Here is a 23,224-nt window from a genome sequence, read left to right as displayed (position 1 = left end):
TCGCCGCCCCGAATACCCGCATTACCCCCCTACATCGCTGCCCCAATAAAAACTCTAAAGGATGCCTAGCCATGACGTCGGTCTCTCCGTGCGCCATCCCTGTTGACGAAATGGGCGAATTTCTAAAGGCCCACCCTGAGGTGCAGTTCGTCGATCTGCTGATCGCCGATATGAACGGAGTGGTGCGCGGCAAGCGCGTCGAGCGGGCGAGCCTGGTCAAAGTCTACGAAAAGGGCATCAACCTGCCCGCGTCGCTGTTCGCTCTGGACATCAATGGCTCGACGGTGGAAAGCACCGGCCTGGGCCTGGATATAGGCGACGCCGACCGCATCTGCTACCCGATCCCCGGCACCCTGAGCTTCGAGCCCTGGCAGAAGCGTCCCACCGCGCAACTGCTGATGACCATGCACGAGATGGACGGCAAGCCGTTCTTCGCCGACCCGCGCGAAGTACTGCGTGGCGTGATCGAGAAGTTCGACGCCCTGGGCCTGACCATCTGCGCCGCGTTCGAGCTGGAGTTCTATCTGATCGACCAGGACAACCTGAACGGTCGCCCGCAGCCGCCGCGTTCGCCGATTTCCGGCAAGCGCCCGCAATCGACCCAGGTCTACCTGATCGACGACCTCGATGAATACGTCGATTGCCTGCAGGACATCCTCGAAGCCGCCAAGGAACAGGACATCCCGGCCGACGCGATCGTCAAGGAAAGCGCCCCGGCGCAGTTCGAGGTGAACCTGCACCACGTCGCCGACCCATTGAAAGCCTGTGACTACGCGCTGCTGCTCAAGCGGGTGATCAAGAACGTCGCCTACGACCATGAAATGGACTCCACCTTCATGGCCAAGCCCTACCCGGGCCAGGCCGGTAATGGCCTGCATGTGCACATTTCGCTGCTGGACAAGGCCACCGGCAAGAACATCTTCACCAGCGAAGACCCGGAGCAGAACGACGCCCTGCGCCACGCCATCGGCGGCGTGCTGGAAACCATGCCGGCGTCGATGGCCTTCCTCTGCCCGAACATCAACTCCTACCGCCGCTTCGGCGCGCAGTTCTATGTGCCCAACGCGCCGAGCTGGGGCCTGGACAACCGCACCGTGGCCGTCCGTGTACCGACCGGCAGTGCCGACGCCGTACGCATCGAGCACCGCGTGGCCGGCGCCGACGCCAACCCTTACCTGATGATGTCGGCGATCCTCGCCGGTATTCACCACGGGCTGACCAACAAGATCGAACCGGGCGCGCCCATCGAAGGCAATTCCTACGAGCAACTGGAACAGAGCCTGCCGAACAACCTGCGCGATGCCCTGCGCGAACTGGACGACAGCGAAGTCCTGAACCAATACATCAGCCCCGATTACATCGATATTTTCGTCGCCTGCAAGGAAAGCGAACTGGCGGAGTTCGAGGTGTCGATTTCCGACCTCGAATACAACTGGTACCTGCATACCGTGTGATGCCCGGAGAACAGAACAATGACAATTCCGACCCGCGAACAATGGGAAACCCTCTACCAGCAACTGCGCATTGAGGGACGCGCCTTTATCGACGGTGAATACCTCGAAAGCGCCTCCGGCGAGACCTTCGACTGCATCAGCCCGGTGGACGGTCGTGCCCTGGCCGCCGTCGCCAGTTGCGATGCCGCCGACGCCGAGCGTGCGGTCGCTGCCGCGCGCCGCAGTTTCGACAGTGGCGTCTGGGCGCAGCAGGCGCCGGCCCAGCGCAAGCGCGTGCTGATCGCCTTCGCCGACCTGCTGCTGGCCAACGCCCGCGAGCTGGCGTTGCTGGAAACCCTGGACATGGGCAAGCCGATCGCTGACTCGCTGAGCATCGACATTCCTGCGGCGGCCAACGCTATCCGCTGGAACGCCGAGGCGATCGACAAGATCTACGACGAAGTCGCGCCGACCGCGCCTGACCAGCTTGGCCTGGTGACTCGCGAGGCGGTGGGTGTGGTTGCCGCCATCGTGCCGTGGAACTTCCCGCTGATGATGGCCTGCTGGAAGCTCGGTCCGGCGCTGGCCACCGGTAACTCGGTGATCCTCAAACCGTCGGAAAAATCCCCGCTGACCGCCATCCGCATCGCCCAATTAGCGGTGGAAGCCGGCCTTCCAGCCGGCGTGCTCAACGTGCTGCCAGGTTTCGGCCACACCGTCGGCAAGGCTCTGGCCTTGCACATGGATGTCGACACCCTGGCGTTCACCGGTTCGACCCGCATCGCCAAGCAACTGATGGTGTATGCCGGCGAGTCGAACATGAAGCGCGTCTGGCTGGAAGCGGGCGGCAAGAGTCCGAACATCGTCTTCGCCGACGCGCCGGATCTTCAGGCCGCTGCTGAAGCTGCCGCCAGCGCTATCGCGTTCAACCAGGGCGAGGTCTGCATCGCCGGGTCGCGCCTGTTGGTGGAGCGCTCGATCAAGGACCAGTTCCTGCCGCTGGTGGTGGAGGCGCTCAAGGCCTGGAAGCCAGGCCATGCGCTGGAGCCGGAAACCCGCGTCGGTGCGCTGGTCGACACCACTCAACTGGACACCGTGCTTGGTTACGTCGAGGCCGGCAAGGCCGATGGCGCCACCCTGGTCACCGGCGGTCGCCGTGTGCTTGAAGACACCTGCGGTGTTTACGTCGAGCCGGCGATCTTCGATGGCGTGAACAACGCCATGCGCATTGCCCGCGAGGAAATCTTCGGCCCGGTGCTGTCGGTCATCACCTTCGACAGCGCCGAAGAAGCCATCGCCATCGCCAACGACTCGCCGTTCGGCCTGGCCGCGGCGGTGTGGACCTCGGACATTTCCAAGGCCCATCGCAGCGCTCGCGCCCTGCGCGCTGGCAGCGTCTGGATCAACCAATACGACGGCGGCGACATGACCGCGCCGTTCGGTGGTTTCAAGCAGTCGGGCAACGGTCGCGACAAGTCGCTGCATGCGTTCGACAAATACACCGAACTCAAGGCGACCTGGATCAAGCTTTAAGCAGAGTGTGTCCTTCAACCTGTGGGAGCTGGCTTGCCAGCGATGACGTCAGACCAGACAACACCCTTGTCTGTCATGGTGTCATCGCTGGCAAGCCATCTCCCACAAGGGTTGTTTTAAAACAATGAGCCATTTGTTGTTCCATGCGAGGCTGGATCGATGAAGCAAGCCGGAATCCCTTTGATTGGCGTCACTGCATGCCGTCAGATGCTGGGCAACACTGCCTCCCACACCGTGGGCGACAAATACGTCGAGGCTGCCGCGTTTGCCGGCGTGCCGCTGATCCTGCCGGCGCTCACCGAGGCGCTGGACCCGCAGCGCCTGCTGGAGCGCCTCGACGGCATTCTTTTTACCGGCTCGCCTTCAAATGTCGAGCCGCATCATTACAATGGCGCCCCCAGCGCCGAAGGCACCCGGCACGACGTGTTCCGTGACCGGCTGACCCTGCCGTTGCTGCAGGCGGCGATTGCCGCCGGTGTGCCGGTGTTCTGCATTTGCCGTGGCTTCCAGGAGCTCAACGTGGCCTTGGGCGGAAGCTTGCACCAGCGTGTCCAGGAACTGCCCGGCTATCTGGACCATCGTGAGCCGCAGGACGCCCCGCTCGAAGAACAGTACAGCCCGCGTCACCTGGTGACGGTCGAACCCGATGGGAAATTCGAGCGTCTGGGGTTGCCTCAGCGATTCATGGTCAACTCGCTCCACAGTCAGGGCATCGACCGTCTGGCTGATGGCTTGCGTGTCGAGGCATTAGCCCCGGACGGGTTGATCGAAGCAGTTTCCATGGAGGATGCACCCGGCTTTGTGGTCGGGGTGCAGTGGCATCCGGAATGGCGTTATGCCGAAAACCCGGTTTCGTTGCGTCTTTTTCAGGCGTTCCGTGCAGCCTGCAATGCCTACGCTGGTGGCCAGCGCTACCGCGAGGCAAGCCTGTAACGCCTCGGGAGCGGAGTTTGCGCCCAGGCCGAACCGGCAGATTCATTGAGTGCGGGCATCAATTGGTGCCCTGAAGAACAATACCAATAGCGACGGCAACTACTCATGAGCGATTTCCAGGCAAGCCTGACCCCGAGTACGGCGGGGCAGGCTCGCGCAAGCGCCGGCACATCCGGAGCATCCAAGGGGCTGGCCAAGGGCCGGCTCGGACTGCTCGCCAGTATCGTGCTCGGCATTTCCACCATCGCCCCGGTGTACACCCTCACCGGCGCGCTGGGTCCAACGGTCCGCGAAGTCGGTGCGCACTTGCCGGCGGTGTTCATCGTCGGCTTCCTGCCGATGCTGCTGGTAGCCCTCGGCTATCGCGAGCTGAACGCGGCCGAGCCGGACAGCGGCACCTCCTTTACCTGGTCGGCTCGCGCCTTTGGCCCAATGATCGGCTGGATTGGCGGCTGGGGCCTGGTCACGGCCACGACCATCGTGCTGTCCAACCTGGCCGGTGTGGCGGTGGACTTCTTCTATCTCTTCCTCGGGCAACTCACTGGCAGCCATGAGGTGGCTGCGCTCAGCGACAATCTGCTGATCAACGTCATCACCTGCTGCGTGTTCATCGCCATGGCGGTGTGGATCTGCTGTCGTGGCATCGGCACCACCATGGCGGTGCAATACGGCCTGGTGGCCCTGCAATTACTGGTGTTGATAGGCTTCGCCATCGCGGCGTTCGGCGGCTCGACTCCCGAGCAACCGCCGATGAACTTCCAGATGGACTGGTTCAACCCGTTCGGCGTCGAATCCTTCTCGGCCTTTACTGCTGGCCTGTCGCTGTCGATCTTCATCTTCTGGGGTTGGGATGTGTGCCTGACCATGAGCGAAGAGTCGGTGGGCAGCGATGAAGTGCCTGGCCGCGCCGCGACCCTGACCGTGCTGCTGATCCTCGGCCTGTATCTGGTCACCGCCATCGCCACCCTGCAATTCGCCGGTATCAGCGAAGTAGGGCTGGGCCTGGGCAATCCACGGATCCAGGAAAACGTCTTCGCTCACCTCGCAGGTCCAGTGATGGGCCCGCTGGCAATCCTGATGTCCATCGCCGTGCTGGCGAGTACCGCCGCGTCGCTGCAATCGACCTTCGTTTCCCCGGCCCGCACCCTGCTCGCCATGGGTTACTACGGCGCCGTGCCAGAGCGCTTCGCGCGCATCTGCCCGCGCTCGCAGACTCCGCGTTACGCCACCATCTGCGCCGGTGTCGCCGCCGGTGTGTTCTACGTGACCATGCGCACCTTGAGCGAAAACGTGTTGGCGGACACCATCACGGCCTTGGGCATGATGATCTGCTTCTACTATTCGCTGACGGCGTTCGCCTGTGTCTGGTACTTCCGCCACAGCCTGATGGACAGCATGCGGCACTTCATGATGAGAGGCGTGTGCCCGTTGCTGGGCGGCGGGATTCTTTCGGTGATCTTCGTTCAGACCGCGATCGACAGCGCCTCGCCGTCTTTCGGCAGCGGTTCGCATGTGGGCGGGTTGGGGCTGGTGTTCGTGATCGCGATGATCATCCTGCTGCTGGGCATCGTCCTGATGCTGCTCTCGCGCCTGCGCGCGCCGGCGTTCTTCCTTGGCATGACGCTGCGTCGTCACGCAACCATCCCGAGCCGCCGCTGAGGCGGCCGGGACGGCGAGGGCTCAAGCCAGCAGTTGCTTGAGCAACTCGCCGTGGCGTTGTTGCTGGCCTTCGCGCTGCAGGCGATTGGCGCGGAACACCGCTTTCAAATCATCCAGCGCGGTGGCGAAGTCGTCATTGATGATGACGAACTCGTACTCGTGGTAGTGCTCCATTTCGCTGACCGCTTCGCGCATCCGGCCTTCGATGATCTCGTCACTGTCCTGTCCACGGTTGGTCAGGCGCTGGCGCAAGGCCTGCTGGCTCGGCGGCAGGATGAAGATCGAGCGCGTGCCCGGCATCTGGTCGCGCACCTGCTGCGCGCCTTGCCAGTCGATTTCCAGAATCAGGTCATGGCCTTCATCGAGGGTCTGCTGCAGCGCGCTGCGCGAGGTGCCGTAGCAGTTGCCGAAGACTTCGGCCTGCTCGAGGAAGTCGCCCTGGGCGTTCATGCGGTCGAACTCGGCGCGATCGACGAAGTGGTAGTTCACCCCGTTGTGCTCGCCTGGACGCATGGCCCGCGTGGTGTGGGAAACCGACACGCGGATGTGGTTCAGGTCGTCGGTCAGGGCCTTGACCAGGCTGGTCTTGCCCGCGCCGGACGGGGCCGAAATGATGTACAGGGTGCCGCTGCTGTGTTTCATGATGGGGGTGGCCTTACTCGATGTTCTGTACTTGTTCACGCATCTGTTCGATCAACACCTTGAGGTTGACCGCCGATTGAGTGCTGCGTGGGTCGAAGGCTTTGGAGCCCAGGGTGTTGGCTTCGCGATTGAGCTCCTGCATCAGGAAGTCCAGGCGCCGGCCCGCTGCACCGCCGGACTTGAGTACTCGGCGCACTTCGGTGACGTGGGTGCTGAGTCGGTCGAGCTCTTCGGCAACGTCGCTCTTCTGCGCCAGCAAGACCATTTCCTGCTCCAGGCGTTGCGGGTCGAGTTCGGCCTGCATGTCGCTGAAGCGGTCGAGGATCTTCTGCCGCTGGGCGGCGAGCATCTGCGGCACCAGCGCGCGCAGGGTTGTGACTTCCTGGCTCATGTTGTCCAGGCGCTCGTTGATCAGCCGCGCCAGTTCCGCGCCTTCGCGGTTCCGGCCATTTTTCAGCTCCTGGAGCGCCGCGTCGAACAGCTCGATGGCTTCGACGTTCAAGGCTTGCGGGTCGTTGGCATCGGCGACCAGCACGCCGGGCCAGGCCAGTACTTCCAGGGGATTGAGCGGTGCCGGCTGCTTGATCAGGCTGGCCACGGTCTCGGCGGCCGCCACCAGTTGTGCGGCGCGCTCACGGTCCACCTGCAATGGCTTGCCGGCGTTTTCTTCGTTGAAGCGCAGGGTGCACTCGACCTTGCCGCGGGAAATCCCCTGGCGCAGCGACTCGCGTACGGCGCCTTCAAGATCGCGGAAGGCTTCCGGCAGGCGCAGGTGCGGCTCGAGGTAGCGATGGTTGACCGAGCGCAGTTCCCATATCAGGGTGCCTTGGGTCCCGGCTCGTTCGACACGAGCAAAGGCGGTCATGCTGTGCACCATGGGAAGTACCTCGCAGATAAATGAAGGGAAAGCCGACAGGCCGCAAAGGCGCAGGATTGTAACGCAGTGCGCTGCCGGCTCCCATCAACGGATGTGACAAACACCGCCGTGAACGTCGACAAAAACCGGCCGGTGCCCGCTGGGCGCGGGGTTTGAGCCGTGCGACGGGCGGCGGGCGGGGCTTTCGCGCTCAGGCATGTCCAGTCGCGGCCTGGCGCTCTATAATGCTCGGCAGATTCGAACCCAGTACAGGTATCCCCTATGAAACGTCCAAGTGGTCGCGCTGCCGATCAGCTCCGCTCGATCCGCATCACCCGCAACTACACCAAGCACGCCGAAGGGTCGGTACTGGTTGAGTTTGGCGACACCAAAGTCGTCTGCACGGTCAGCGTCGAAAATGGTGTTCCACGCTTCCTGAAAGGCCAGGGCCAAGGCTGGCTGACCGCTGAGTACGGCATGCTGCCGCGCTCCACCGGTGAGCGTAACCAGCGCGAAGCCAGCCGTGGCAAACAGGGTGGTCGCACCCTGGAAATCCAGCGCCTGATCGGCCGCTCCCTGCGCGCCGCGCTGGACATGAGCAAGCTGGGCGACATCACCCTGTACGTCGACTGCGACGTGATCCAGGCTGACGGCGGCACCCGTACCGCGTCCATCACCGGCGCCATGGTTGCCCTGGTCGATGCGCTGCGAGTGGTCAAGAAACGTGGCGGCCTGAAAGGCGGCGACCCGCTCAAGCACATGATCGCTGCCGTTTCGGTGGGCATGTACCAGGGCGAGCCGGTGCTGGATCTGGATTACCTCGAAGACTCCGCTGCCGAAACCGACCTGAACGTGGTCATGACCAGCGCTGGCGGCTTCATCGAAGTCCAGGGCACCGCTGAAGGCGCACCGTTCCAGCCGCATGAGCTCAACGCCATGCTGGAGCTTGCGCAGAAAGGCATGACCGATCTGTTCGAGCTACAAAAGGTGTCGCTGGCTGACTGAGCCATCGCCCAATAAAAAAGCCGACCCAAGGGTCGGCTTTTTTGTGGCTGGCGATCAGATCGTCAGCGTCCAGTCGTAATCCACGATCAGCGGCGCATGTTGCGAGAAGCGCGGCTGGCGCGGCAGGCGTGCGCTTCGTACGAAGCGGCGCAGGCCGGGGGTCAGCAACTGGTAGTCGAAGCGATAGCCCAGGTTGAGCATCTCGGCTTGTTCGTTATCTGGCCACCAGCTGTACTGGTCGCCTTCGCGGCTGACTTCGCGCAGGGCATCGACATAGCCCATGTTGCCGACGATCTCGTCCATCCACGCACGTTCCGGGGCGAGGAAGCCTGGCGACTGCTGACTGTCGCGCCAGTTCTTGATGTCGAGCTTCTGCTGCGCCACGTACAGCGAACCGCAATAGATGTATTCGCGGCGTTTGCGCCGTTGCTTGTCCAGGTACTTGGCGAAGTCGTCCATCAACTTGAACTTCTGGTTCAGGTCTTCGTCGCCGTTCTGCCCGGAAGGCAGCAACAGAGTTGCAATACTGACTTTGTCGAAATCGGCCTGCAGGTAACGTCCGTAGCGGTCGGCTGTCTCGAAGCCCAGGCCGCTGATGACTGCCTTGGGCTGCAACCGCGAATAAAGTGCCACGCCGCCTTGGGCGGGTACTTCTGCGTCGCAGGCATAAAGGAAGTAGCCATCTAGCTGAAAAGCCGGGTCGTCGAGTTCAAAGGCCGAGGCGCGGGTATCCTGAAGGCAGATGACGTCGGCATTCTGGGCTTGCAGCCAGCTGAGCAAACCACGCTCGACCGCAGCCTGAATGCCATTAACGTTCACACTGATGATCCGCATAAATGGCCCCAAAAATCACGTGCGTGTATGATACCCGAGCTCTACTCAATTAGCTAAATCCGTGGTAATCCGGGACTCTTCATGCAGCCGTATCAGCGCGACTTCATTCGTTTTGCCATCGATCGCGGGGTTCTGCGCTTCGGTGAGTTCACTCTCAAGTCGGGTCGTACCAGCCCGTACTTCTTCAATGCCGGCTTGTTCAACAGTGGCTCGGCCCTGGCCCAGCTCGGACGTTTCTATGCGGCGGCGATCGTCGACAGCAAGATTCCGTTCGACGTCCTGTTCGGCCCGGCCTACAAGGGTATTCCCCTCGCTGCGGCGACTGCGGTGGCTCTGGCCGAGCAGCATCAGCTTGACGTGCCGTGGTGCTTCAACCGCAAGGAAGCCAAGGACCACGGCGAAGGCGGCAGCCTGGTGGGCGCGGCGCTGACCGGCGACGTGCTGATCATCGACGACGTGATCACCGCAGGCACTGCGATCCGCGAAGTCATGCAGATCATCCAGGGCCAGCAGGCCAAGGCCGCTGGCGTACTGATCGCGTTGAACCGCCAGGAGCGAGGCAACGGCGAGCTGTCGGCGATCCAGGAAGTGGAACGCGACTTCGGCATCCCGGTGGTCAGCATCGTTTCGCTGAACCAGGTCCTTGAGTTCCTCGCCGACGATCCGGCGCTCAAGCAGCACCTGCCGGCAGTGGAAGCCTACCGCGCCCAATTCGGCGTCTGAAATGAAAACGGGCCGCTCAAGCGGCCCGTTTTCATTTGGCTCAGTCTTTTCCGTAGTTCGGCGAGCGGGGTCCGTAGAGGATGCCGCCGTTCTTGTACGGTGTCAGCAGGCGGGCCCCGGTGATCCCGGCAATCGGGTAGCCGGCATCGTCCTGGACGCTGCTGATGATCTGATTGACTGCAGCGGTGATCAGCAGGCCGATCAGCCCGCCACCGCTGTTGTTCTGGTTCTCCTGGCTGGACGCCGTGGCCGCACCGGTCCACAGGGTTTTGCCGCTGCGCAGGTCGACCAGGCTGGCCTTGGCCGTCACGATGGTCGCGCTGCTGATGACCATGTAGCGGGTGCCGTAGTCGCTCACGGTGACATACAGCGCCGCGTCCGCACCGAAGATGTCGTGCAGCTTGTTGGTGGGCAACTGGTGGATATCGCTCGGCGTGGTCATGCCGTTCTGACGGAAGGTCTCATCGACCAGCGCCACTGGCAGCACGTAATACCCAGCTTCGGCCAGCGGATAGGTCACGTTCGACAGCATGCTGTAGGTCGCCTTCACATCCGGCGACTCGTTCAACGGCGGCAGGATGAGGATCGAACGCGGGTTGGCCTGCTTGTACTCCGAGTAATCGACGCTCTTCTGCTGGTTGGCGCAGCCGGCGAACAGCGCAAGGATGCAGGCACTCACAGCCAGTTTGAACAGACGCTGGATCATTGTTTGGCCACTCCCTGACGTGCGTTTTTCAGCAGAAAGTCCATGTAGGCCGCCGACTCGGGGAACAGCGCTTTCTCGGTCTGGAACTGCTGGACCATCTGATCATCCTTGCCCAGGCTCGAATACAGCAGGCCAAGCTGGGCGTGGTAGCCCGGAGGAACGGCGCCGTTCTTGGCGCGGATTTTCTGCAGATCACGCTCCAGTGCTTCAGCCTGGGCTTCTTTTGATTCGCCCTTGAAGTACTGATAGACCTGCGGTTGGTAGCTTTCCCACTGATACAGGGTTTTCGGCCCGGTGCAGCCGGACAGCAGGATGCTGCCCAGCAAAACGCCGGCGACTGCGCGCCAGCTCAGGGTTGCCGTACTCATTACGGTTCGTCCTTGTGCGTAGAGTCTTTAAGGGGTGACAGGCTTCCAGGCGCCGCTTTCCACGGCATCGACCAGCTTGTTCACGGCTTCGCGCATGGCCAGGTCGAGCACCTTGCCATTGAGGGTCGAGTCGTAGCTGGCAGTACCGCCGAAACCGATGATTTCGCGGTTGGACAGGGCGTACTCGCCCGCGCCCTGGCTGGAATAGACCACTTCGGAGGTGCTGATATTGACGATGTTCAGCGCAACCTTGGCGTAAGCGATCTGGGTCTTGCCGCGGCCGAGGATGCCGAAGAGCTGATGGTCGCCGACTTCCTTGCGACCGAACTCGGTCACATCACCGGTCACCACGTAGTCCGCGCCTTTCAGGCGCTGGGCCTGGCCTTTGATGGCCGCTTCCTGCTGGATCTCGCCCATGTTGTCGCGGTCCAGCACGTTGAAGCGATTGGTCTGCTGCAGGTGGGTGATCAGGATGGTTTTCGCCTGACCGCCGAGACGGTCGATGCCGTCGGAGAAGATGCCGCGCATGTAGCTGGAGCGGTTATCGAACTTGCCGACCGCGATAGGCGCACGCACACCGCTGTAGGGACGGCTGACGCTTTCGACCTGCTGCACGGCGACGGCCCGGGACGTTTCTGTTGCACAACCTGCCAGCGACCCGAAAGCGATGGCGGCTGCCAGCACGAGTCCATGTGAAGCATATTTCACGCTGTTTCTCCCAAATAAACACAGAAAGTCGGTTCAAGCGATCATGAAAAAGCCCGCCTGGAAGCGGGCTTTTCATTGAAAGGTATTACTGACGCGGCTTGCGGTTGGTGATCAGGGTGCCCACGCCGCTGTCGGTGAAGATCTCCAGCAGAACAGCGTTCGGTACGCGACCGTCGATGATGTGCGAGCTGTGCACGCCGCCCTGGACCGCTTCCAGTGCGCAACGGATCTTAGGCAGCATGCCGCCGTAGATGGTGCCGTCGGCGATCAGGCTATCGACCTGCTCGGTGCTCAGGCCGGTCAGTACGGTGCCTTGCTTGTCCATCAGGCCGGCGATGTTGGTCAGCAGCATCAGCTTCTCGGCTTTCAGGGCCTCGGCGACTTTGCCCGCGACCAGGTCGGCGTTGATGTTGTAGGACTCGCCGTTCGGACCTACGCCGATAGGCGCGATGACCGGAATGAAGTCACCCTTGACCAGCATGTTCAGCAGGTCGGTGTTGACGCCAACGACTTCGCCGACGTGGCCGATGTCGATGATTTCCGGCGTGGTCATTTCCGGGGTCTGACGGGTGACGGTGAGCTTTTTCGCACGGATCAGCTCAGCGTCCTTGCCGGTCAGGCCGATGGCGCTGCCGCCATGACGGTTGATCAGGTTGACGATGTCTTTGTTCACCTGGCCGCCGAGGACCATCTCCACCACGTCCATGGTCTGGGCGTCGGTGACGCGCATGCCATCGACGAAACGGCTTTCGATCGACAGGCGCTTGAGCAGGTCACCGATCTGCGGGCCACCACCGTGGACGACCACCGGGTTGATGCCGACGGCCTTCATCAGGACCACGTCGCGCGCGAAGCCGGTTTTCAGCTCCTCGCTTTCCATCGCGTTGCCGCCGTACTTGATCACCAGGGTCTTGCCGACAAAGCGTCGGATGTAAGGCAGCGCTTCGGACAGTACCTGGGCGACATGGGTAGCGGCATCGCGATCGAGGGTCATGCAGGGCTCCAGTTGGAACAAGTGGTTCGGTCAGAACGGTAGTTGCAGGTCAGGGGCCACGCGCTTGAGTTGCGCGTGGAAAACAGCCTTGATTCGCTGCAATTCGGCTTCGTTGTCGGCCTCGAAACGCAGCACCAGTACCGGTGTGGTATTGGACGCGCGGACCAGGCCCCAGCCGTGGGGATAATCGACCCGGACACCGTCAATGGTGGTCAGGTCGGCTTTGCCCCAGTCGGCGTCGCGTTGCAGTGCATCAATGATGGCGAATTTACTCTCGTCGGTCACATCAATGTTGATTTCCGGCGTGGAAATATCATTCGGGAAGCCGGCGAACAGGGTTTCGGCGTCCAGCGCGGTCTTGCTGAGGATCTCCAGCAAACGCGCGGCGCTGTAGATGCCGTCGTCGAAGCCGAACCAGCGTTCCTTGATGAAGATGTGCCCGCTCATCTCGCCGGCCAGCAGTGCGCCGGTTTCCTTCATCTTCTTCTTGATCAGCGAGTGGCCGGTCTTCCACATCCGCGAACGGCCGCCGTACTCGGCGATCAGCGGGGTCAGGCGGCGGGTGCATTTGACGTCGAAGATGATCTCGGCGCCGGGGTTGCGGGCCAGGACGTCCTGGGCGAAGAGCATCAGCAAGCGGTCCGGGTAGACGATGCTGCCGGCGTTGGTCACCACGCCGACGCGGTCGCCGTCACCATCGAAGGCCAGGCCGAGGTCGGCGCCGGTTTCCTTGACCTTGGCAATCAGGTCCACCAGGTTTTCCGGCTTGCCCGGGTCCGGGTGATGGTTGGGGAAGTTGCCGTCGACCTCGCAGAACAGCGGAATGACCTCGCAGTTCAGCGCTTCGATCAGTTGCGGGGCGTTGACGCCAGCGGCGCCGTTACCGCAGTCCACCACCACTTTCAGGCGCTTGGCGAGCTTGATGTCGCCGACGATCTGCTGGTGGTAGCGCGGGAGGATGTCGACTTTTTCAACCTTGCCTTCACCGCGGCTCAGGTCATTGGTTTGCAGCCGAGTCAGCAGCGCCTGGATCTGCTCGTTGGCCAGGGTATCGCCGGCGATGACGATCTTGAAACCGTTGTAGTTCGGCGGGTTGTGGCTGCCGGTGAGCATCACTCCGGATTTGCCGGCGAGCACGTTGGCGGCGTAGTACAGCGCGGGGGTCGGCACCAGGCCGACGTCGCTGACCTGGCAACCGGCATCGACCAGACCCTGAATCAGCCGTTCCACCAGCATCGGTCCGGACAGGCGGCCGTCGCGGCCAACCGACACGTTCGGTTCGCCCTGGGCCAGGCTCTGTGCACCGATGGCGCGTCCAATCCAATAGGCCGTTTCGGCGTGCAGGGTATCTCCCACGACACCACGGATATCGTAGGCGCGGAAGATGCTGTCAGGCAGTGCGGGGATCAGTTGGGCCATATCGTTCATCACGGAACTCCAGTCTCGATGGCTTTCGGGCGTGTGGAACGCTTGGACGGCCATTTTGCCGGAGAGTTCGCCCCCGGCATGGATCCGGGGGCGATCAGGAGGATTATTGGCTACCGGAGTGCCCGAAGCCGCCAGCACCGCGTTGGCTCTCGTCGAAGGCCTCGACGATGTCGAAATGAGCCTGTACCACCGGCACCAGAACCAGTTGCGCGATGCGTTCGCCGACGGTGATGGTGAAGGCGTTCTGGCCGCGGTTCCAGCAGGAAACCATCAGCTCGCCCTGGTAGTCGGAATCGATCAGACCGACCAGATTGCCCAGCACGATGCCGTGTTTATGGCCGAGGCCCGAGCGCGGCAGGATCAGTGCCGCCAGGCCTGGGTCGCCGATGTAGATCGACAGGCCGGTGGGGATCAGCAGGGTCTGGCCCGGCTCCAGGACAGTGTCTTCCTTGAGCATGGCGCGCAGGTCGAGACCGGCCGAGCCTGGGGTGGCGTACTGCGGCAGCGGGAATTCGCCGCCGATGCGTGGATCGAGAATCTTGGCTTGCAAAGCGTGCATGGGGTCAAACCTGGTTGAGGCGTTCGGCGATGAAGGCGACCAGTTGGCGGGCGATCTTGCCCTTGCTGGTCTGCGCGAACAGGGTTTCATGGAGCTGCCGGTCGATCACGCTGCAGGCGTTTTCCTCGCTGTTGAAGCCAATGCTGGGGTTGGCCACGTCATTGGCGACGATCAGGTCGAGGTTCTTGTCCTTGAGCTTGCGTGCGGCGTAATCGAGCAGGTGTTCGGTCTCGGCGGCGAAGCCAACGCTGAACGGACGGTCCGGACGGGTGGCGATAGTGGCCAGGATGTCCGGGTTGCGCACCATCTGCAGTAGCAGGCCGTCACCGGTCGTAGGGTCTTTCTTGAGTTTTTGCGGGGCGACGACTTCCGGGCGGTAGTCGGCGACCGCGGCCGAAGCGATGAACAGGTCGCACGGGATCGCGGCTTCACAGGCCGCGAGCATGTCGCGGGCGCTGACCACATCGATCCGGGTGACCCGGTCAGGCGTCGGCAGGTGCACCGGGCCGGTGACCAACGTCACCCGCGCACCGGCTTCGGCCGCCGCTTCGGCGAGGGCGAAGCCCATCTTTCCGGAACTGTGGTTGGTGATGTAGCGCACCGGGTCGATGTTTTCCTGGGTCGGACCGGCGGTGATCAGCACGTGCTTGCCGGTCAGCGACTGGCGCTGGAAACACTCGGCGGCGGACCAGGCCAGGTCGCTGGCTTCGAGCATGCGGCCCAGGCCAACGTCGCCGCAGGCCTGGCTGCCCGAGGCCGGGCCGAAGACCTGGATCGAGCGGCTTTGCAGGGTTTCGAGGTTGGCCTGGGTGGCCGGGTCGCGCCACATGGCCTGGTTCATGGCTGGAGCCACGGCGACCGTGGCGTCGGTGGCCAGCACCAGGGTGGTCAGCAGATCGTCGGCCACACCTTGGGCCAGGCGAGCGATGAGGTCGGCGGTGGCTGGTGCAATCAGCACCAGATCGGCCCACTTGGCCAGTTCGATGTGGCCCATCGCCGCTTCGGCAGCGGGATCCAATAGGTCCATGTGCACGGGGTGCCCGGAGAGGGCTTGCATGGTCAGGGGGGTGATGAATTCAGCACCGCCACGGGTCATGACCACGCGCACCTGGGCGCCGTGTTCCAGAAGTCGGCGAACCAGCTCGGCGCTCTTGTAGGCGGCGATGCCGCCGCCGACGCCGAGAACGATGCGTTTCCGATACAGCCGTTGCATAGGCCTGCCTTTTTCTGATGAGGGTTTGCGCGCAACGCCAACGCCTCCCCAGGCCGGATCGCTGCGCAAAAAGTGGCCGCTAAGATATCACAGGGCTGCTCCCTGCAAGAGCGCCGGGAGCAGTAACGGACAGACAGAGGGAAATTGTCATGAGTATCAGGGACTGGCCTGTGGCGGAACGGCCACGGGAGAGACTGTTGGGGCAAGGCGCGGCGAGTCTCTCGGATGGGGAGTTGTTGGCTATTTTCCTGCGCACCGGGGTGCGAGGGCACAGTGCGGTGGACTTGGCCCGGCACCTGTTGAGCCGCTTCGGCGGGCTGCGGGGGTTGCTGGAAGCGGACCAGCCGTGTTTCAACAAGGAGCTGGGGCTGGGGCCGGCCAAGTACGCCCAGCTACAGGCGGTGATGGAAATGGCGAGGCGTCATATGGGCGAGCACCTCAACCGCTGCTCGGCGCTGGAAAACCCGGCGGGGGTCAGGGCCTATCTCCAGGCCCAATTGAGGCACGAGAAACATGAAGTGTTCGGCTGCCTTTTCCTTGATACCAAGCACCGCCCGCTGGGCTTCGAAGCACTCTTCCATGGCTCGATCGACAGCGCCAGTGTTTATCCGCGGCAGGTGCTCAAGCGGGCCCTGGCACGCAACGCGGCGGCGTTGATCTTGTGCCACAACCATCCCTCCGGAAATCCCGAGCCGAGTCAGGCCGACATTCGCCTGACCCTGCGGCTGCGGGACGCGCTCGAGATGATCGACGTGCGCGTGCTCGACCACTTCATCATCGGCGACGGCGAGCCGCTGTCGATGCGCGAGCACGGTTGTTTTTTCAGCGATCCACTTTGACCCCGGAGAAGTCCTGGCGACCGAACGGGCTGACCTGATAGCCCTCAACGCCGCTGCGCATCAGCACGGCGGCGGTGGGGTGCGCCAGCGGCAGCCACAGCGCCTGTTGCTGGATTTGTGCCTGGGCCTGCTGGTAAAGCCGGCTGCGCACGCTCTGGTCGCTGGTGGTCTTGCCGGCGCTGATCAACTGGTCCAGGCGCGGGTCGCAGTAGCGGGCGAAGTTGGTCCCGGAGGTGACGGCGGCGCAGGAGAATTGCGGGCTGAGGAAGTTGTCCGGATCGCCGTTGTCGCCGGCCCAGCCCATGAACAGCAAGTCATGTTCGCCGGCCTTGGCCCGACGAATCAGCTCGCCCCACTCGATCACGCGAATCTCGGCCTTGATGCCGATCTTCGCCAGGTCAGCCTGCAGCAATTGCGCGCCCAGGCTCGGGTTGGGGTTGAGCAGGCTGCCGGACGGACGAGTCCAGATCGTGGTGCTGAAACCGTCGGGCAGGCCGGCCTTCTTCAACAGCTCCTGAGCCTTGGCCAGGTCCGTCGGGTAGCCGGGCAGCGTTTTGTCGTAGCTCCAGGTGTTCGGCGGGAAGGGCCCGTTGGCGGCCACGGCGGTGCCTTCGAAGACGGCTTTGAGATAGCTGTCCTTGTCGAAGGCGAGGTTGATCGCCTGGCGCACTTCGGGCTTGTCCAGCGGTGGGTGCTGGCTGTTGATAGCGACAAAGGCGGTCATGAAAGCTTCGGTTTTCTCGACCTTCAGGGTCGCATCTCCAGCCGCTGCGGCGATATCCAGCGGCTTGGGCGAGAGGGCGATCTGGCATTCGTTACGCCGCAGTTTTTGCAGGCGCACGTTGGCGTCCGGGGTGATGGCGAAGATCAGCGGGTCGACGGCGGGCTTGCCGGCGAAATAGTCCGGGTTGGCCTTGTAGCGGATGCTGGCGTCTTTCTGGAAGCGGGTGAAGACGAAAGGTCCGGTGCCGATCGGCTGGCTGTTGAGCTTCTCCGGGGTGCCGGCCTTGAGCAACTGATCGGCGTATTCGGCCGGGTAGATCGAGGCGAAGCCCATGCTCAGGGTGGCGAGGAAGGTCGCGTCCGGGTGGCTCAGGGTGAAACGCACGCTCAGCGGGTCTGGCGCCTCGATCTGCTTGATCAGGTCAGGCAGTTGCAGGGACTGGGCGTGAGGAAAACCGCTTTGGGCGATCTTGTGCCACGAGTGCGCGGGGTAGAGCATGCGCTGGAAGCTGAACAGCACGTCTTCGGCGTTCAGGGTGCGGCTGGGCTTGAAGTACGTGGTGGTGTGGAATTTCACTTCCGGGCGTAGCTTGAACTCGTAGACCAGGCCATCGGGGGAGACGGTCCAGCTTTCGGCCAGGCTCGGTACGACCTTGCCAGCGGCCGCATCGAACTCCACCAAGCGATTCATCAGCACGTCGGCGGAAGCGTTGGTGGTGGTCAGGGAGTTGTACTGCACGACGTCAAACCCCTCGGGGCTGGCCTCGGTGCACACGCTGAGGGCGGCGGCCTGTGCCGCGGCGGGACCGAGCAGGGCGGCGAACAACAGGGGTAGAACGGCGGGACGCATAGGGATTCCTCAGGCTGAACGATGGCCCATCTGCCTGTGCAGTTTGGAAAAGTCCTACCCTAGTGCCCTGGATTACAAACGCCAACTGATTTTTCAGCAGTTTCGCGACGAGCGGTTGTCTGCCCCGCAGGCCCTGTACCTTGCAGGACGGGCCCGGGAGCGGGGAGGGCAATTCACATCTTGTGTTGTTGTACTCTGGTGTTTCTGGTATAAAGCAGCGCTCTTTTCTAGGGGCCCGGTGTGTAGCATCCTCGGGTGTAGCCGGTAAGACCCCGAAGAATCACGGCGCCTGGCGCCAAAGACTGAGAGATTAAGCGGCCAACCCATGCCGGGTTGGGCATGTGGTTTTAGAGGGCTGAGGCATGTCGAGAGTCTGTCAAGTTACTGGTAAGGGTCCAGTAACCGGGAACAATATTTCCCACGCAAACAACAAAACCCGTCGTCGTTTCCTGCCGAACCTGCAGCATCATCGCTTCTGGGTCGAGTCCGAGAAGCGTTTCGTGCGTCTGCGCGTTTCCGCCAAGGGCATGCGTATCATCGACAAGCGCGGCATTGACGTCGTTCTGGTCGAAATTCGCCGTAACGGCATCAAGGTTTAAGGGAGAAAGTCATGCGTGAATTGATCCGTTTGGTGTCGAGCGCTGGTACTGGCCACTTCTACACCACCGACAAGAACAAACGCACTACTCCGGACAAGATCGAGATCAAGAAATACGATCCGGTCGTCCGTAAGCACGTGACGTACAAGGAAGCCAAGATCAAGTAATTGGTCTGGTTTTCAGAAAAAGCCCGTATCTCCGGATACGGGCTTTTTTTATGGAAAAAATCCCAAAAAAACGCCCGGTGCATGCACCGGGCGTTTTTGCGTTGCCTTGGATCGGTCAGCCGAAGTGGAAGCCGCTGATCAAGCCGTTACTGCCACACACCACGTTGATGCGCGAGGCGTCTTGTACCTTCTCGCTGAGCGCGCTCTGTTGGGTGTTTCCGGAGCCGAACCCTTGCGGGTTGTGTCCTCCAGAGCCGGAGCCGCCGGATGCGACGACCTGGGTGCGGGCGGTGCATTCGATGATGCGCGCCTTCACTTCCGGGGTGTAGGGAGTGCCGATCAGGTTGGCGAGGATGACCATTACTTCTTCATTGCTCTTGCTCATGGGAGGTTTGCCTTTTGGTGGGTCAGTTGCCCGAATGGACGCCCCCATGTTCTGCAAGATATCCGCGTGCCATGCGGCAACTATTTATTGTGATTCGAACAATATGTAAATAAGCCGACGTGGCTCGCGCGCGGGTGACATGCGGGCAGGCACAAAAAAACGCCCGGTGCAGGCACCGGGCGTTTTGCATTGCCGTGGAGCGATCAGGCGAAGTGGAAGCCGCTGATCAGGCCATCACCGCCAGCCATCACGTTGATGCGCGAGTCGTCGAACTCTTTGGTGCTGACTTCATCAGGGCCTACGACGCGGCGACGGGCGGTGCATTCGATGATGCGCGCCTTCACTTCCGGGGTGTAAGGGGTGCCAATCAGGTCGGCGAGCGCTACCAGCACTTCTTCATTGGTCATAGCGGGTACTTCCTTAGTAAGTTGGTTTGGTTGTCCGAAGGGACGCCGCCATGTTCCGCAAGATCGTCGCGCGCCTTGAGGTAGTTATTTGTTTTGTGCTGTTTTTCATGGCCCGGAAAAATGCCCGGCGCAGTGCCCAATGCCAGTCAGTTAAAGCAGTTGGGGCCGCTTTGCGGCCCCGGGTCGTTGGATGGAACGCGCCATGCCTTTCCCGCCTCGGCGGTGCTTGCTTACTTTGGCTCGAACATGACGTAGATCTTGCGGCACGGCTCAAGCACCTCCCAGGTGCCTTTGAAGCCAGCAGGAATCACGAAGCGATCACCGGCCCGCAGCGTCTTGGCCTGGCCTTGTTCGTCGCGCAGGACAGAGACGCCATAAACGATTTCGCAGTATTCGTGTTCGGTGTAGTTGACGGTCCACTGCCCCTCCGCACCCTCCCACACGCCAGCAGCAAACTGGCCACACGGGCTGGCGTAGTGGTTGTAGACGGCCTGCTCAGGGTCGCCCTTGAGCACCTTTTCGGCGGCGGGGCGGTAGCGCTCGACTTCGGTCAGTGCGTGGGAAAAATCGACAATCTGCTGGATATTCATGAGACGGCTCGCCTTATTGTTAAATAAATTGAACATCACTAAGCATTTATCGGCAAAGTGTCAAATATATTGATAATCCGTGTGTCAGTAGTTTAGGGTGTCGAATGCTGTAGAGCGATGACCGCTCCAGCAGAATTTTCTGACAGCGTCGCCGACCTCACGTGCAGCGCTGCATCTCTACAACAGGAGGAGTTTGGTATGACCACCCTGACGCGTGCGGACTGGGAACAACGTGCCCAGCAACTGAAGATCGAAGGCCGTGCTTTCATCAATGGTGAATACACCGCTGCTGTATCGAACGCGACGTTCGAATGCTCCAGCCCGGTCGACGGACGCCTCCTGGCGCATATCGCCAGCTGCGATGAAGCCGATGCCCAGCGCGCTGTGGAAAACGCCCGCGCCACCTTCAACTCCGGTGTCTGGTCGCGCCTGGCGCCGGCCAAGCGCAAGGCCACCCTGATCCGCTTCGCCAACCTGCTCAAGCAGAACGTAGAAGAACTGGCGCTGCTGGAAACCCTGGACATGGGCAAGCCGATCGGCGATTCGTCGACCATCGACATTCCGGGCGCCGCCAACGCGCTGGCCTGGAACGGCGAAGCCATCGACAAGGTGTACGACGAAGTCGCGCCGACCGCGCATGACCAGCTTGGCCTGGTGACCCGCGAGCCGGTGGGTGTGGTTGCCGCCATCGTGCCGTGGAACTTCCCGCTGCTGATGGCCTGCTGGAAACTCGGCCCGGCTCTGGCCACCGGTAACTCGGTGATCCTCAAGCCTTCGGAAAAATCCCCGCTCACCGCCATCCGCATCGCTCAACTGGCGGTAGATGCCGGTATCCCGGCGGGCGTGCTGAACGTGCTGCCTGGCTTCGGTCATACCGTCGGCAAGGCTCTGGCCCTGCACATGGATGTCGACACCCTGGTGTTCACCGGTTCGACCAAGATCGCCAAGCAACTGATGGTCTATGCCGGCGAATCGAACATGAAGCGCATCTGGCTGGAAGCCGGCGGCAAGAGCCCGAACATCGTCTTCGCTGACGCCCCGGACCTGAAGGACGCTGCTGAAGCCGCCGCCAGCGCCATCGCGTTCAACCAGGGCGAAGTCTGCACCGCTGGCTCGCGCCTGCTGGTGGAGCGTTCGATCAAGGACCAGTTCCTGCCGATGGTGCTGGAAGCGCTGAAGGCCTGGAAACCGGGCAACCCGCTGGACCCGGCGACCACCGTCGGCGCACTGGTGGACACCCAGCAGATGAACACCGTGCTCGGCTATATCGAGTCGGCCCACGCCGACGGCGCCAAGCTGGTGGCGGGCGGCAAGCGCATTCTTGAAGAAACCGGCGGCACCTACGTCGAGCCGACCATCTTCGATGGCGTGAACAACGCCATGCGGATCGCCAAGGAAGAGATCTTCGGCCCGGTGCTGTCGGTCATCACCTTCGACACCGTCGAGGAAGCCATCGCCATCGCCAACGACACCCCGTACGGCCTGGCCGCCGGTGTGTGGACCGCGAACATCACCAAGGCCCACAAGACCGCAAAGGCGCTGCGCGCCGGCAGCGTCTGGGTCAACCAGTACGACGGCGGCGACATGACTGCGCCGTTCGGTGGCTTCAAGCAGTCGGGCAACGGCCGCGACAAGTCGCTGCACGCGCTGGACAAGTACACCGAGCTGAAAGCCACCTGGATCAAGTTGTAACAGCACAGGCGCGGCCTTGAGCCGCGCCCGTCCGATCCGGTCGCACAGCCGGGCCTGCCGCAAAGCAGGCCCGGCTGTGTCGTCTGTGCCGTCTGAAAATCTACGAGGAGCGTGAAATGCGTTGGGGGACTTACTTCGCCGTGTTGGCGGCGGTGCTCAGCGTCGGCCTGGCGCTGGGCGTCAGCATGCCGCTGGTGTCCTTGCGCCTGGAAAGCTGGGGCTACGGCAGCTTCGCCATCGGCGTGATGGCGGCGATGCCGGCCATTGGCGTGCTGCTGGGCGCCAGCCTGTCCAGCCGGTTGGCGGCCTATTTCGGCACGCCGGGGCTGATGCGCTTGTGCCTGTGGGCCGGCGCGCTGTCGATTGGTGCGCTGGGCCTGTTGCCCAGCTATCCAGTGTGGCTGGTGCTGCGCCTGCTGATCGGCGTGGTCCTCACCATCGTGTTCATCCTTGGCGAAAGCTGGATCAACCAGTTGGTCGTGGAGCAATGGCGCGGGCGTCTGGTGGCGCTGTACGGCAGCAGTTATGCCTTGAGCCAGCTCGCCGGGCCATTGCTGCTCGGCGTGGTCGGTTCAGAGAATGACCTGGGCTTCTGGATTGGCGTCGGCTTGCTATTGGTGTCGCCGCTGTTGCTATTCGGACGCAGTGGCGCGCCGAGTACCGAGGCAGGTGCGGTCACGTTCCGCGACCTGTTCGGCTTCTGCCGCAACCTGCCGGTGATCGCCTGGGCCATTGCCTTGTTCGCCGCGTTCGAGGCGATGATCCTGACCCTGTTGCCGGTGTACTGCCTGCAACAGGGCTTCACCGCTGAGGTCGCGTTGTTCATGGTCAGCACCGTGGTGGTGGGCGACGCGGTGCTGCAACTGCCGATCGGTGCGCTGGCCGACCGCATCTCCCGGCGTACCTTGTTCAGTGGCTGTGCGTTGACCCTGGCGTTGTCCAGCGTCGCCATTCCGCTGCTGTTGCAGACGCCGCTGATCTGGCCGGTGTGGGTGTTGTTCGGCGCCAGCGCCGGCGGCCTGTTCACCCTGTCGCTGATCCTGATCGGCGAGCGCTTCCGCGACGATGCGCTGGTGCGCGCCAACGCCCATGTGGCGCAGCTCTGGGGCATCGGTTGCCTGATCGGACCGCTGGCTGCGGGGGCGGGTAGCCAGTGGGTCAGCGGACATGCGTTGCCGTGGTTCATGGCCATCGGCGCGTTGGGCCTGGTGCTGTTGTCGCGCCGTCCCAATGCGTTCGAGCCGGCTACCGCCTCCGACTGACTTGCAACACAGCTCGCTTTTCCAACGCGCAGCTATTTCGTTCATTCAGTTGGGATTTTTCCTATATACCTGCCGCTGACCGGCATTCAGGATTTCTGCGGAATTCATTCCTCAGC

General features: G+C 62.5%; 24 protein-coding genes and 1 pseudogene. 11 read left to right on the top strand and 14 right to left on the bottom strand.

Annotation, left to right across the window (positions count from 1 at the left end):
* The first annotated feature begins 71 nt into the window (after positions 1-71).
* The 4 genes from DM374_RS10570 to DM374_RS10555 all read left to right on the top strand — a co-directional run bounded on the left by DM374_RS10570 (position 72) and on the right by DM374_RS10555 (position 5,558).
* Positions 72-1,454 (top strand): glutamine synthetase family protein, encoded by a 1,383-nt coding sequence (locus DM374_RS10570; protein WP_110969781.1) that lies wholly within the window; start codon positions 72-74, stop codon positions 1,452-1,454.
* Between the two features lie 18 nt (positions 1,455-1,472).
* Positions 1,473-2,966 carry an aldehyde dehydrogenase gene (locus tag DM374_RS10565; protein ID WP_110969780.1) on the top strand — a complete coding sequence of 498 codons (1,494 nt, stop codon included), beginning with the start codon at positions 1,473-1,475 and terminating at the stop codon, positions 2,964-2,966.
* Positions 2,967-3,125: 159 nt separating this feature from the next.
* Positions 3,126-3,899 carry a gamma-glutamyl-gamma-aminobutyrate hydrolase family protein gene (locus DM374_RS10560; protein ID WP_110969779.1) on the top strand — a complete coding sequence of 258 codons (774 nt, stop codon included), beginning with the start codon at positions 3,126-3,128 and terminating at the stop codon, positions 3,897-3,899.
* A 105-nt stretch (positions 3,900-4,004) separates the two neighbouring features.
* A complete protein-coding gene (locus DM374_RS10555) occupies positions 4,005-5,558 on the top strand; it encodes an APC family permease (protein WP_110969778.1) in 1,554 nt (517 codons plus the stop codon).
* 21 nt (positions 5,559-5,579) lie between these two features.
* On the opposite strand, the gene gmk is transcribed toward DM374_RS10555, so the two are convergent.
* Together gmk and DM374_RS10545 are read right to left on the bottom strand one after the other, a co-directional pair.
* Positions 5,580-6,200, bottom strand: a complete 621-nt coding sequence (gene gmk, locus DM374_RS10550) for a guanylate kinase (protein ID WP_110969777.1) — start codon at positions 6,198-6,200, stop codon at positions 5,580-5,582.
* Positions 6,201-6,213: 13 nt separating this feature from the next.
* Entirely contained in the window at positions 6,214-7,077 is an 864-nt protein-coding gene (locus DM374_RS10545) for a YicC/YloC family endoribonuclease (RefSeq protein ID WP_110969776.1), read from the bottom strand.
* A 261-nt stretch (positions 7,078-7,338) separates the two neighbouring features.
* On the opposite strand from DM374_RS10545, the gene rph reads away from it, so the two are divergent.
* Positions 7,339-8,061 (top strand): ribonuclease PH, encoded by a 723-nt coding sequence (gene rph, locus DM374_RS10540; RefSeq protein ID WP_110969775.1) that lies wholly within the window; start codon positions 7,339-7,341, stop codon positions 8,059-8,061.
* A gap of 54 nt (positions 8,062-8,115) precedes the next feature.
* Here the strand turns inward: rph and DM374_RS10535 are convergent, their stop codons facing one another.
* Positions 8,116-8,895 carry an exodeoxyribonuclease III gene (locus DM374_RS10535; RefSeq protein WP_095158959.1) on the bottom strand — a complete coding sequence of 260 codons (780 nt, stop codon included), beginning with the start codon at positions 8,893-8,895 and terminating at the stop codon, positions 8,116-8,118.
* Positions 8,896-8,976: 81 nt separating this feature from the next.
* On the opposite strand from DM374_RS10535, the gene pyrE reads away from it, so the two are divergent.
* Complete coding sequence (pyrE, locus tag DM374_RS10530; RefSeq protein WP_110969774.1) at positions 8,977-9,618, top strand: orotate phosphoribosyltransferase; 642 nt, start codon at positions 8,977-8,979, stop codon at positions 9,616-9,618.
* Between the two features lie 40 nt (positions 9,619-9,658).
* On the opposite strand, the gene DM374_RS10525 is transcribed toward pyrE, so the two are convergent.
* From DM374_RS10525 to coaBC, 7 genes and pseudogenes are all read right to left on the bottom strand, one after another.
* The gene (locus DM374_RS10525; protein ID WP_110969773.1) at positions 9,659-10,324 is read right to left on the bottom strand and encodes a DUF799 domain-containing protein; all 666 of its coding nucleotides are present in this window, start codon (positions 10,322-10,324) and stop codon (positions 9,659-9,661) included.
* Positions 10,321-10,692: a DUF4810 domain-containing protein gene (locus DM374_RS10520; RefSeq protein ID WP_110969772.1), complete on the bottom strand. Its 372-nt coding sequence runs from the start codon at positions 10,690-10,692 to the stop codon at positions 10,321-10,323. Before DM374_RS10520 ends, DM374_RS10525 begins: the two co-directional genes overlap by 4 nt.
* Before the next feature lie 27 nt (positions 10,693-10,719).
* On the bottom strand, positions 10,720-11,400 hold the full coding sequence (locus DM374_RS10515) for a CsgG/HfaB family protein (RefSeq protein ID WP_110969771.1): 681 nt from the start codon (positions 11,398-11,400) through the stop codon (positions 10,720-10,722).
* An 85-nt stretch (positions 11,401-11,485) separates the two neighbouring features.
* Complete coding sequence (argB, locus tag DM374_RS10510; RefSeq protein WP_095158964.1) at positions 11,486-12,394, bottom strand: acetylglutamate kinase; 909 nt, start codon at positions 12,392-12,394, stop codon at positions 11,486-11,488.
* A gap of 30 nt (positions 12,395-12,424) precedes the next feature.
* Positions 12,425-13,798, bottom strand: a pseudogene (locus DM374_RS10505) (phosphomannomutase/phosphoglucomutase); the annotation flags it as partial.
* Positions 13,799-13,925: 127 nt separating this feature from the next.
* Positions 13,926-14,381, bottom strand: a complete 456-nt coding sequence (dut, locus tag DM374_RS10500; RefSeq protein ID WP_095158966.1) for a dUTP diphosphatase — start codon at positions 14,379-14,381, stop codon at positions 13,926-13,928.
* Positions 14,382-14,385: 4 nt separating this feature from the next.
* On the bottom strand, positions 14,386-15,594 hold the full coding sequence (gene coaBC / locus DM374_RS10495) for a bifunctional phosphopantothenoylcysteine decarboxylase/phosphopantothenate--cysteine ligase CoaBC (protein ID WP_095158967.1): 1,209 nt from the start codon (positions 15,592-15,594) through the stop codon (positions 14,386-14,388).
* 149 nt (positions 15,595-15,743) lie between these two features.
* On the opposite strand from coaBC, the gene radC reads away from it, so the two are divergent.
* Positions 15,744-16,433 (top strand): RadC family protein, encoded by a 690-nt coding sequence (radC, locus tag DM374_RS10490; protein WP_110969769.1) that lies wholly within the window; start codon positions 15,744-15,746, stop codon positions 16,431-16,433.
* Here the strand turns inward: radC and DM374_RS10485 are convergent.
* Positions 16,417-18,006 (bottom strand): ABC transporter substrate-binding protein, encoded by a 1,590-nt coding sequence (locus tag DM374_RS10485; RefSeq protein WP_110969768.1) that lies wholly within the window; start codon positions 18,004-18,006, stop codon positions 16,417-16,419. The two genes, radC and DM374_RS10485, sit on opposite strands and share 17 nt — an antisense overlap.
* A 362-nt stretch (positions 18,007-18,368) precedes the next feature.
* Here DM374_RS10485 and rpmB point away from each other — a divergent pair, with 362 nt between their 5' ends.
* The gene (rpmB, locus tag DM374_RS10480) at positions 18,369-18,605 is read left to right on the top strand and encodes a 50S ribosomal protein L28 (protein WP_095158970.1); all 237 of its coding nucleotides are present in this window, start codon (positions 18,369-18,371) and stop codon (positions 18,603-18,605) included.
* Positions 18,606-18,616: 11 nt separating this feature from the next.
* A complete protein-coding gene (rpmG, locus tag DM374_RS10475; RefSeq protein WP_021702025.1) occupies positions 18,617-18,772 on the top strand; it encodes a 50S ribosomal protein L33 in 156 nt (51 codons plus the stop codon).
* 115 nt (positions 18,773-18,887) lie between these two features.
* Here the strand turns inward: rpmG and DM374_RS10470 are convergent, their stop codons facing one another.
* From DM374_RS10470 to DM374_RS10460, 3 genes are all read right to left on the bottom strand, one after another.
* The gene (locus tag DM374_RS10470; RefSeq protein WP_110969767.1) at positions 18,888-19,157 is read right to left on the bottom strand and encodes a hypothetical protein; all 270 of its coding nucleotides are present in this window, start codon (positions 19,155-19,157) and stop codon (positions 18,888-18,890) included.
* Positions 19,158-19,360: 203 nt separating this feature from the next.
* Positions 19,361-19,564 carry an I78 family peptidase inhibitor gene (locus DM374_RS10465; RefSeq protein WP_110969766.1) on the bottom strand — a complete coding sequence of 68 codons (204 nt, stop codon included), beginning with the start codon at positions 19,562-19,564 and terminating at the stop codon, positions 19,361-19,363.
* A 230-nt stretch (positions 19,565-19,794) separates the two neighbouring features.
* A complete protein-coding gene (locus DM374_RS10460) occupies positions 19,795-20,154 on the bottom strand; it encodes a cupin domain-containing protein (protein ID WP_110969765.1) in 360 nt (119 codons plus the stop codon).
* Between the two features lie 198 nt (positions 20,155-20,352).
* On the opposite strand from DM374_RS10460, the gene DM374_RS10455 reads away from it, so the two are divergent.
* Both DM374_RS10455 and DM374_RS10450 read left to right on the top strand, forming a co-directional pair.
* The gene (locus DM374_RS10455; RefSeq protein WP_110969764.1) at positions 20,353-21,846 is read left to right on the top strand and encodes an aldehyde dehydrogenase; all 1,494 of its coding nucleotides are present in this window, start codon (positions 20,353-20,355) and stop codon (positions 21,844-21,846) included.
* A 116-nt stretch (positions 21,847-21,962) separates the two neighbouring features.
* Complete coding sequence (locus tag DM374_RS10450) at positions 21,963-23,108, top strand: MFS transporter (protein ID WP_110969763.1); 1,146 nt, start codon at positions 21,963-21,965, stop codon at positions 23,106-23,108.
* The last annotated feature ends 116 nt before the right edge of the window (positions 23,109-23,224 follow it).

The organism is Pseudomonas huaxiensis (genome assembly GCF_003231275.1).
GTDB classification, from domain to species: Bacteria; Pseudomonadota; Gammaproteobacteria; order Pseudomonadales; family Pseudomonadaceae; genus Aquipseudomonas; species Aquipseudomonas huaxiensis.
The sequence above is the reverse complement of the archived record's forward strand: the minus strand, read 5'-3'. Positions and strand labels throughout refer to the sequence as shown.

What these genes read in the sequence shown, in the direction of transcription:
- DM374_RS10570 (WP_110969781.1), top strand. Translation starts at nt 72, where the DNA reads ATGACGTCGGTCTCTCCGTGCGCCATCCCTGTTGACGAAATGGGCGAA.
- DM374_RS10565 (WP_110969780.1), top strand. Translation starts at nt 1,473, where the DNA reads ATGACAATTCCGACCCGCGAACAATGGGAAACCCTCTACCAGCAACTG.
- DM374_RS10560 (WP_110969779.1), top strand. Translation starts at nt 3,126, where the DNA reads ATGAAGCAAGCCGGAATCCCTTTGATTGGCGTCACTGCATGCCGTCAG.
- DM374_RS10555 (WP_110969778.1), top strand. Translation starts at nt 4,005, where the DNA reads ATGAGCGATTTCCAGGCAAGCCTGACCCCGAGTACGGCGGGGCAGGCT.
- gmk (WP_110969777.1), bottom strand. Translation starts at nt 6,200, where the DNA reads ATGAAACACAGCAGCGGCACCCTGTACATCATTTCGGCCCCGTCCGGC.
- DM374_RS10545 (WP_110969776.1), bottom strand. Translation starts at nt 7,077, where the DNA reads ATGGTGCACAGCATGACCGCCTTTGCTCGTGTCGAACGAGCCGGGACC.
- rph (WP_110969775.1), top strand. Translation starts at nt 7,339, where the DNA reads ATGAAACGTCCAAGTGGTCGCGCTGCCGATCAGCTCCGCTCGATCCGC.
- DM374_RS10535 (WP_095158959.1), bottom strand. Translation starts at nt 8,895, where the DNA reads ATGCGGATCATCAGTGTGAACGTTAATGGCATTCAGGCTGCGGTCGAG.
- pyrE (WP_110969774.1), top strand. Translation starts at nt 8,977, where the DNA reads ATGCAGCCGTATCAGCGCGACTTCATTCGTTTTGCCATCGATCGCGGG.
- DM374_RS10525 (WP_110969773.1), bottom strand. Translation starts at nt 10,324, where the DNA reads ATGATCCAGCGTCTGTTCAAACTGGCTGTGAGTGCCTGCATCCTTGCG.
- DM374_RS10520 (WP_110969772.1), bottom strand. Translation starts at nt 10,692, where the DNA reads ATGAGTACGGCAACCCTGAGCTGGCGCGCAGTCGCCGGCGTTTTGCTG.
- argB (WP_095158964.1), bottom strand. Translation starts at nt 12,394, where the DNA reads ATGACCCTCGATCGCGATGCCGCTACCCATGTCGCCCAGGTACTGTCC.
- dut (WP_095158966.1), bottom strand. Translation starts at nt 14,381, where the DNA reads ATGCACGCTTTGCAAGCCAAGATTCTCGATCCACGCATCGGCGGCGAA.
- coaBC (WP_095158967.1), bottom strand. Translation starts at nt 15,594, where the DNA reads ATGCAACGGCTGTATCGGAAACGCATCGTTCTCGGCGTCGGCGGCGGC.
- radC (WP_110969769.1), top strand. Translation starts at nt 15,744, where the DNA reads ATGAGTATCAGGGACTGGCCTGTGGCGGAACGGCCACGGGAGAGACTG.
- DM374_RS10485 (WP_110969768.1), bottom strand. Translation starts at nt 18,006, where the DNA reads ATGCGTCCCGCCGTTCTACCCCTGTTGTTCGCCGCCCTGCTCGGTCCC.
- rpmB (WP_095158970.1), top strand. Translation starts at nt 18,369, where the DNA reads ATGTCGAGAGTCTGTCAAGTTACTGGTAAGGGTCCAGTAACCGGGAAC.
- rpmG (WP_021702025.1), top strand. Translation starts at nt 18,617, where the DNA reads ATGCGTGAATTGATCCGTTTGGTGTCGAGCGCTGGTACTGGCCACTTC.
- DM374_RS10470 (WP_110969767.1), bottom strand. Translation starts at nt 19,157, where the DNA reads ATGAGCAAGAGCAATGAAGAAGTAATGGTCATCCTCGCCAACCTGATC.
- DM374_RS10465 (WP_110969766.1), bottom strand. Translation starts at nt 19,564, where the DNA reads ATGACCAATGAAGAAGTGCTGGTAGCGCTCGCCGACCTGATTGGCACC.
- DM374_RS10460 (WP_110969765.1), bottom strand. Translation starts at nt 20,154, where the DNA reads ATGAATATCCAGCAGATTGTCGATTTTTCCCACGCACTGACCGAAGTC.
- DM374_RS10455 (WP_110969764.1), top strand. Translation starts at nt 20,353, where the DNA reads ATGACCACCCTGACGCGTGCGGACTGGGAACAACGTGCCCAGCAACTG.
- DM374_RS10450 (WP_110969763.1), top strand. Translation starts at nt 21,963, where the DNA reads ATGCGTTGGGGGACTTACTTCGCCGTGTTGGCGGCGGTGCTCAGCGTC.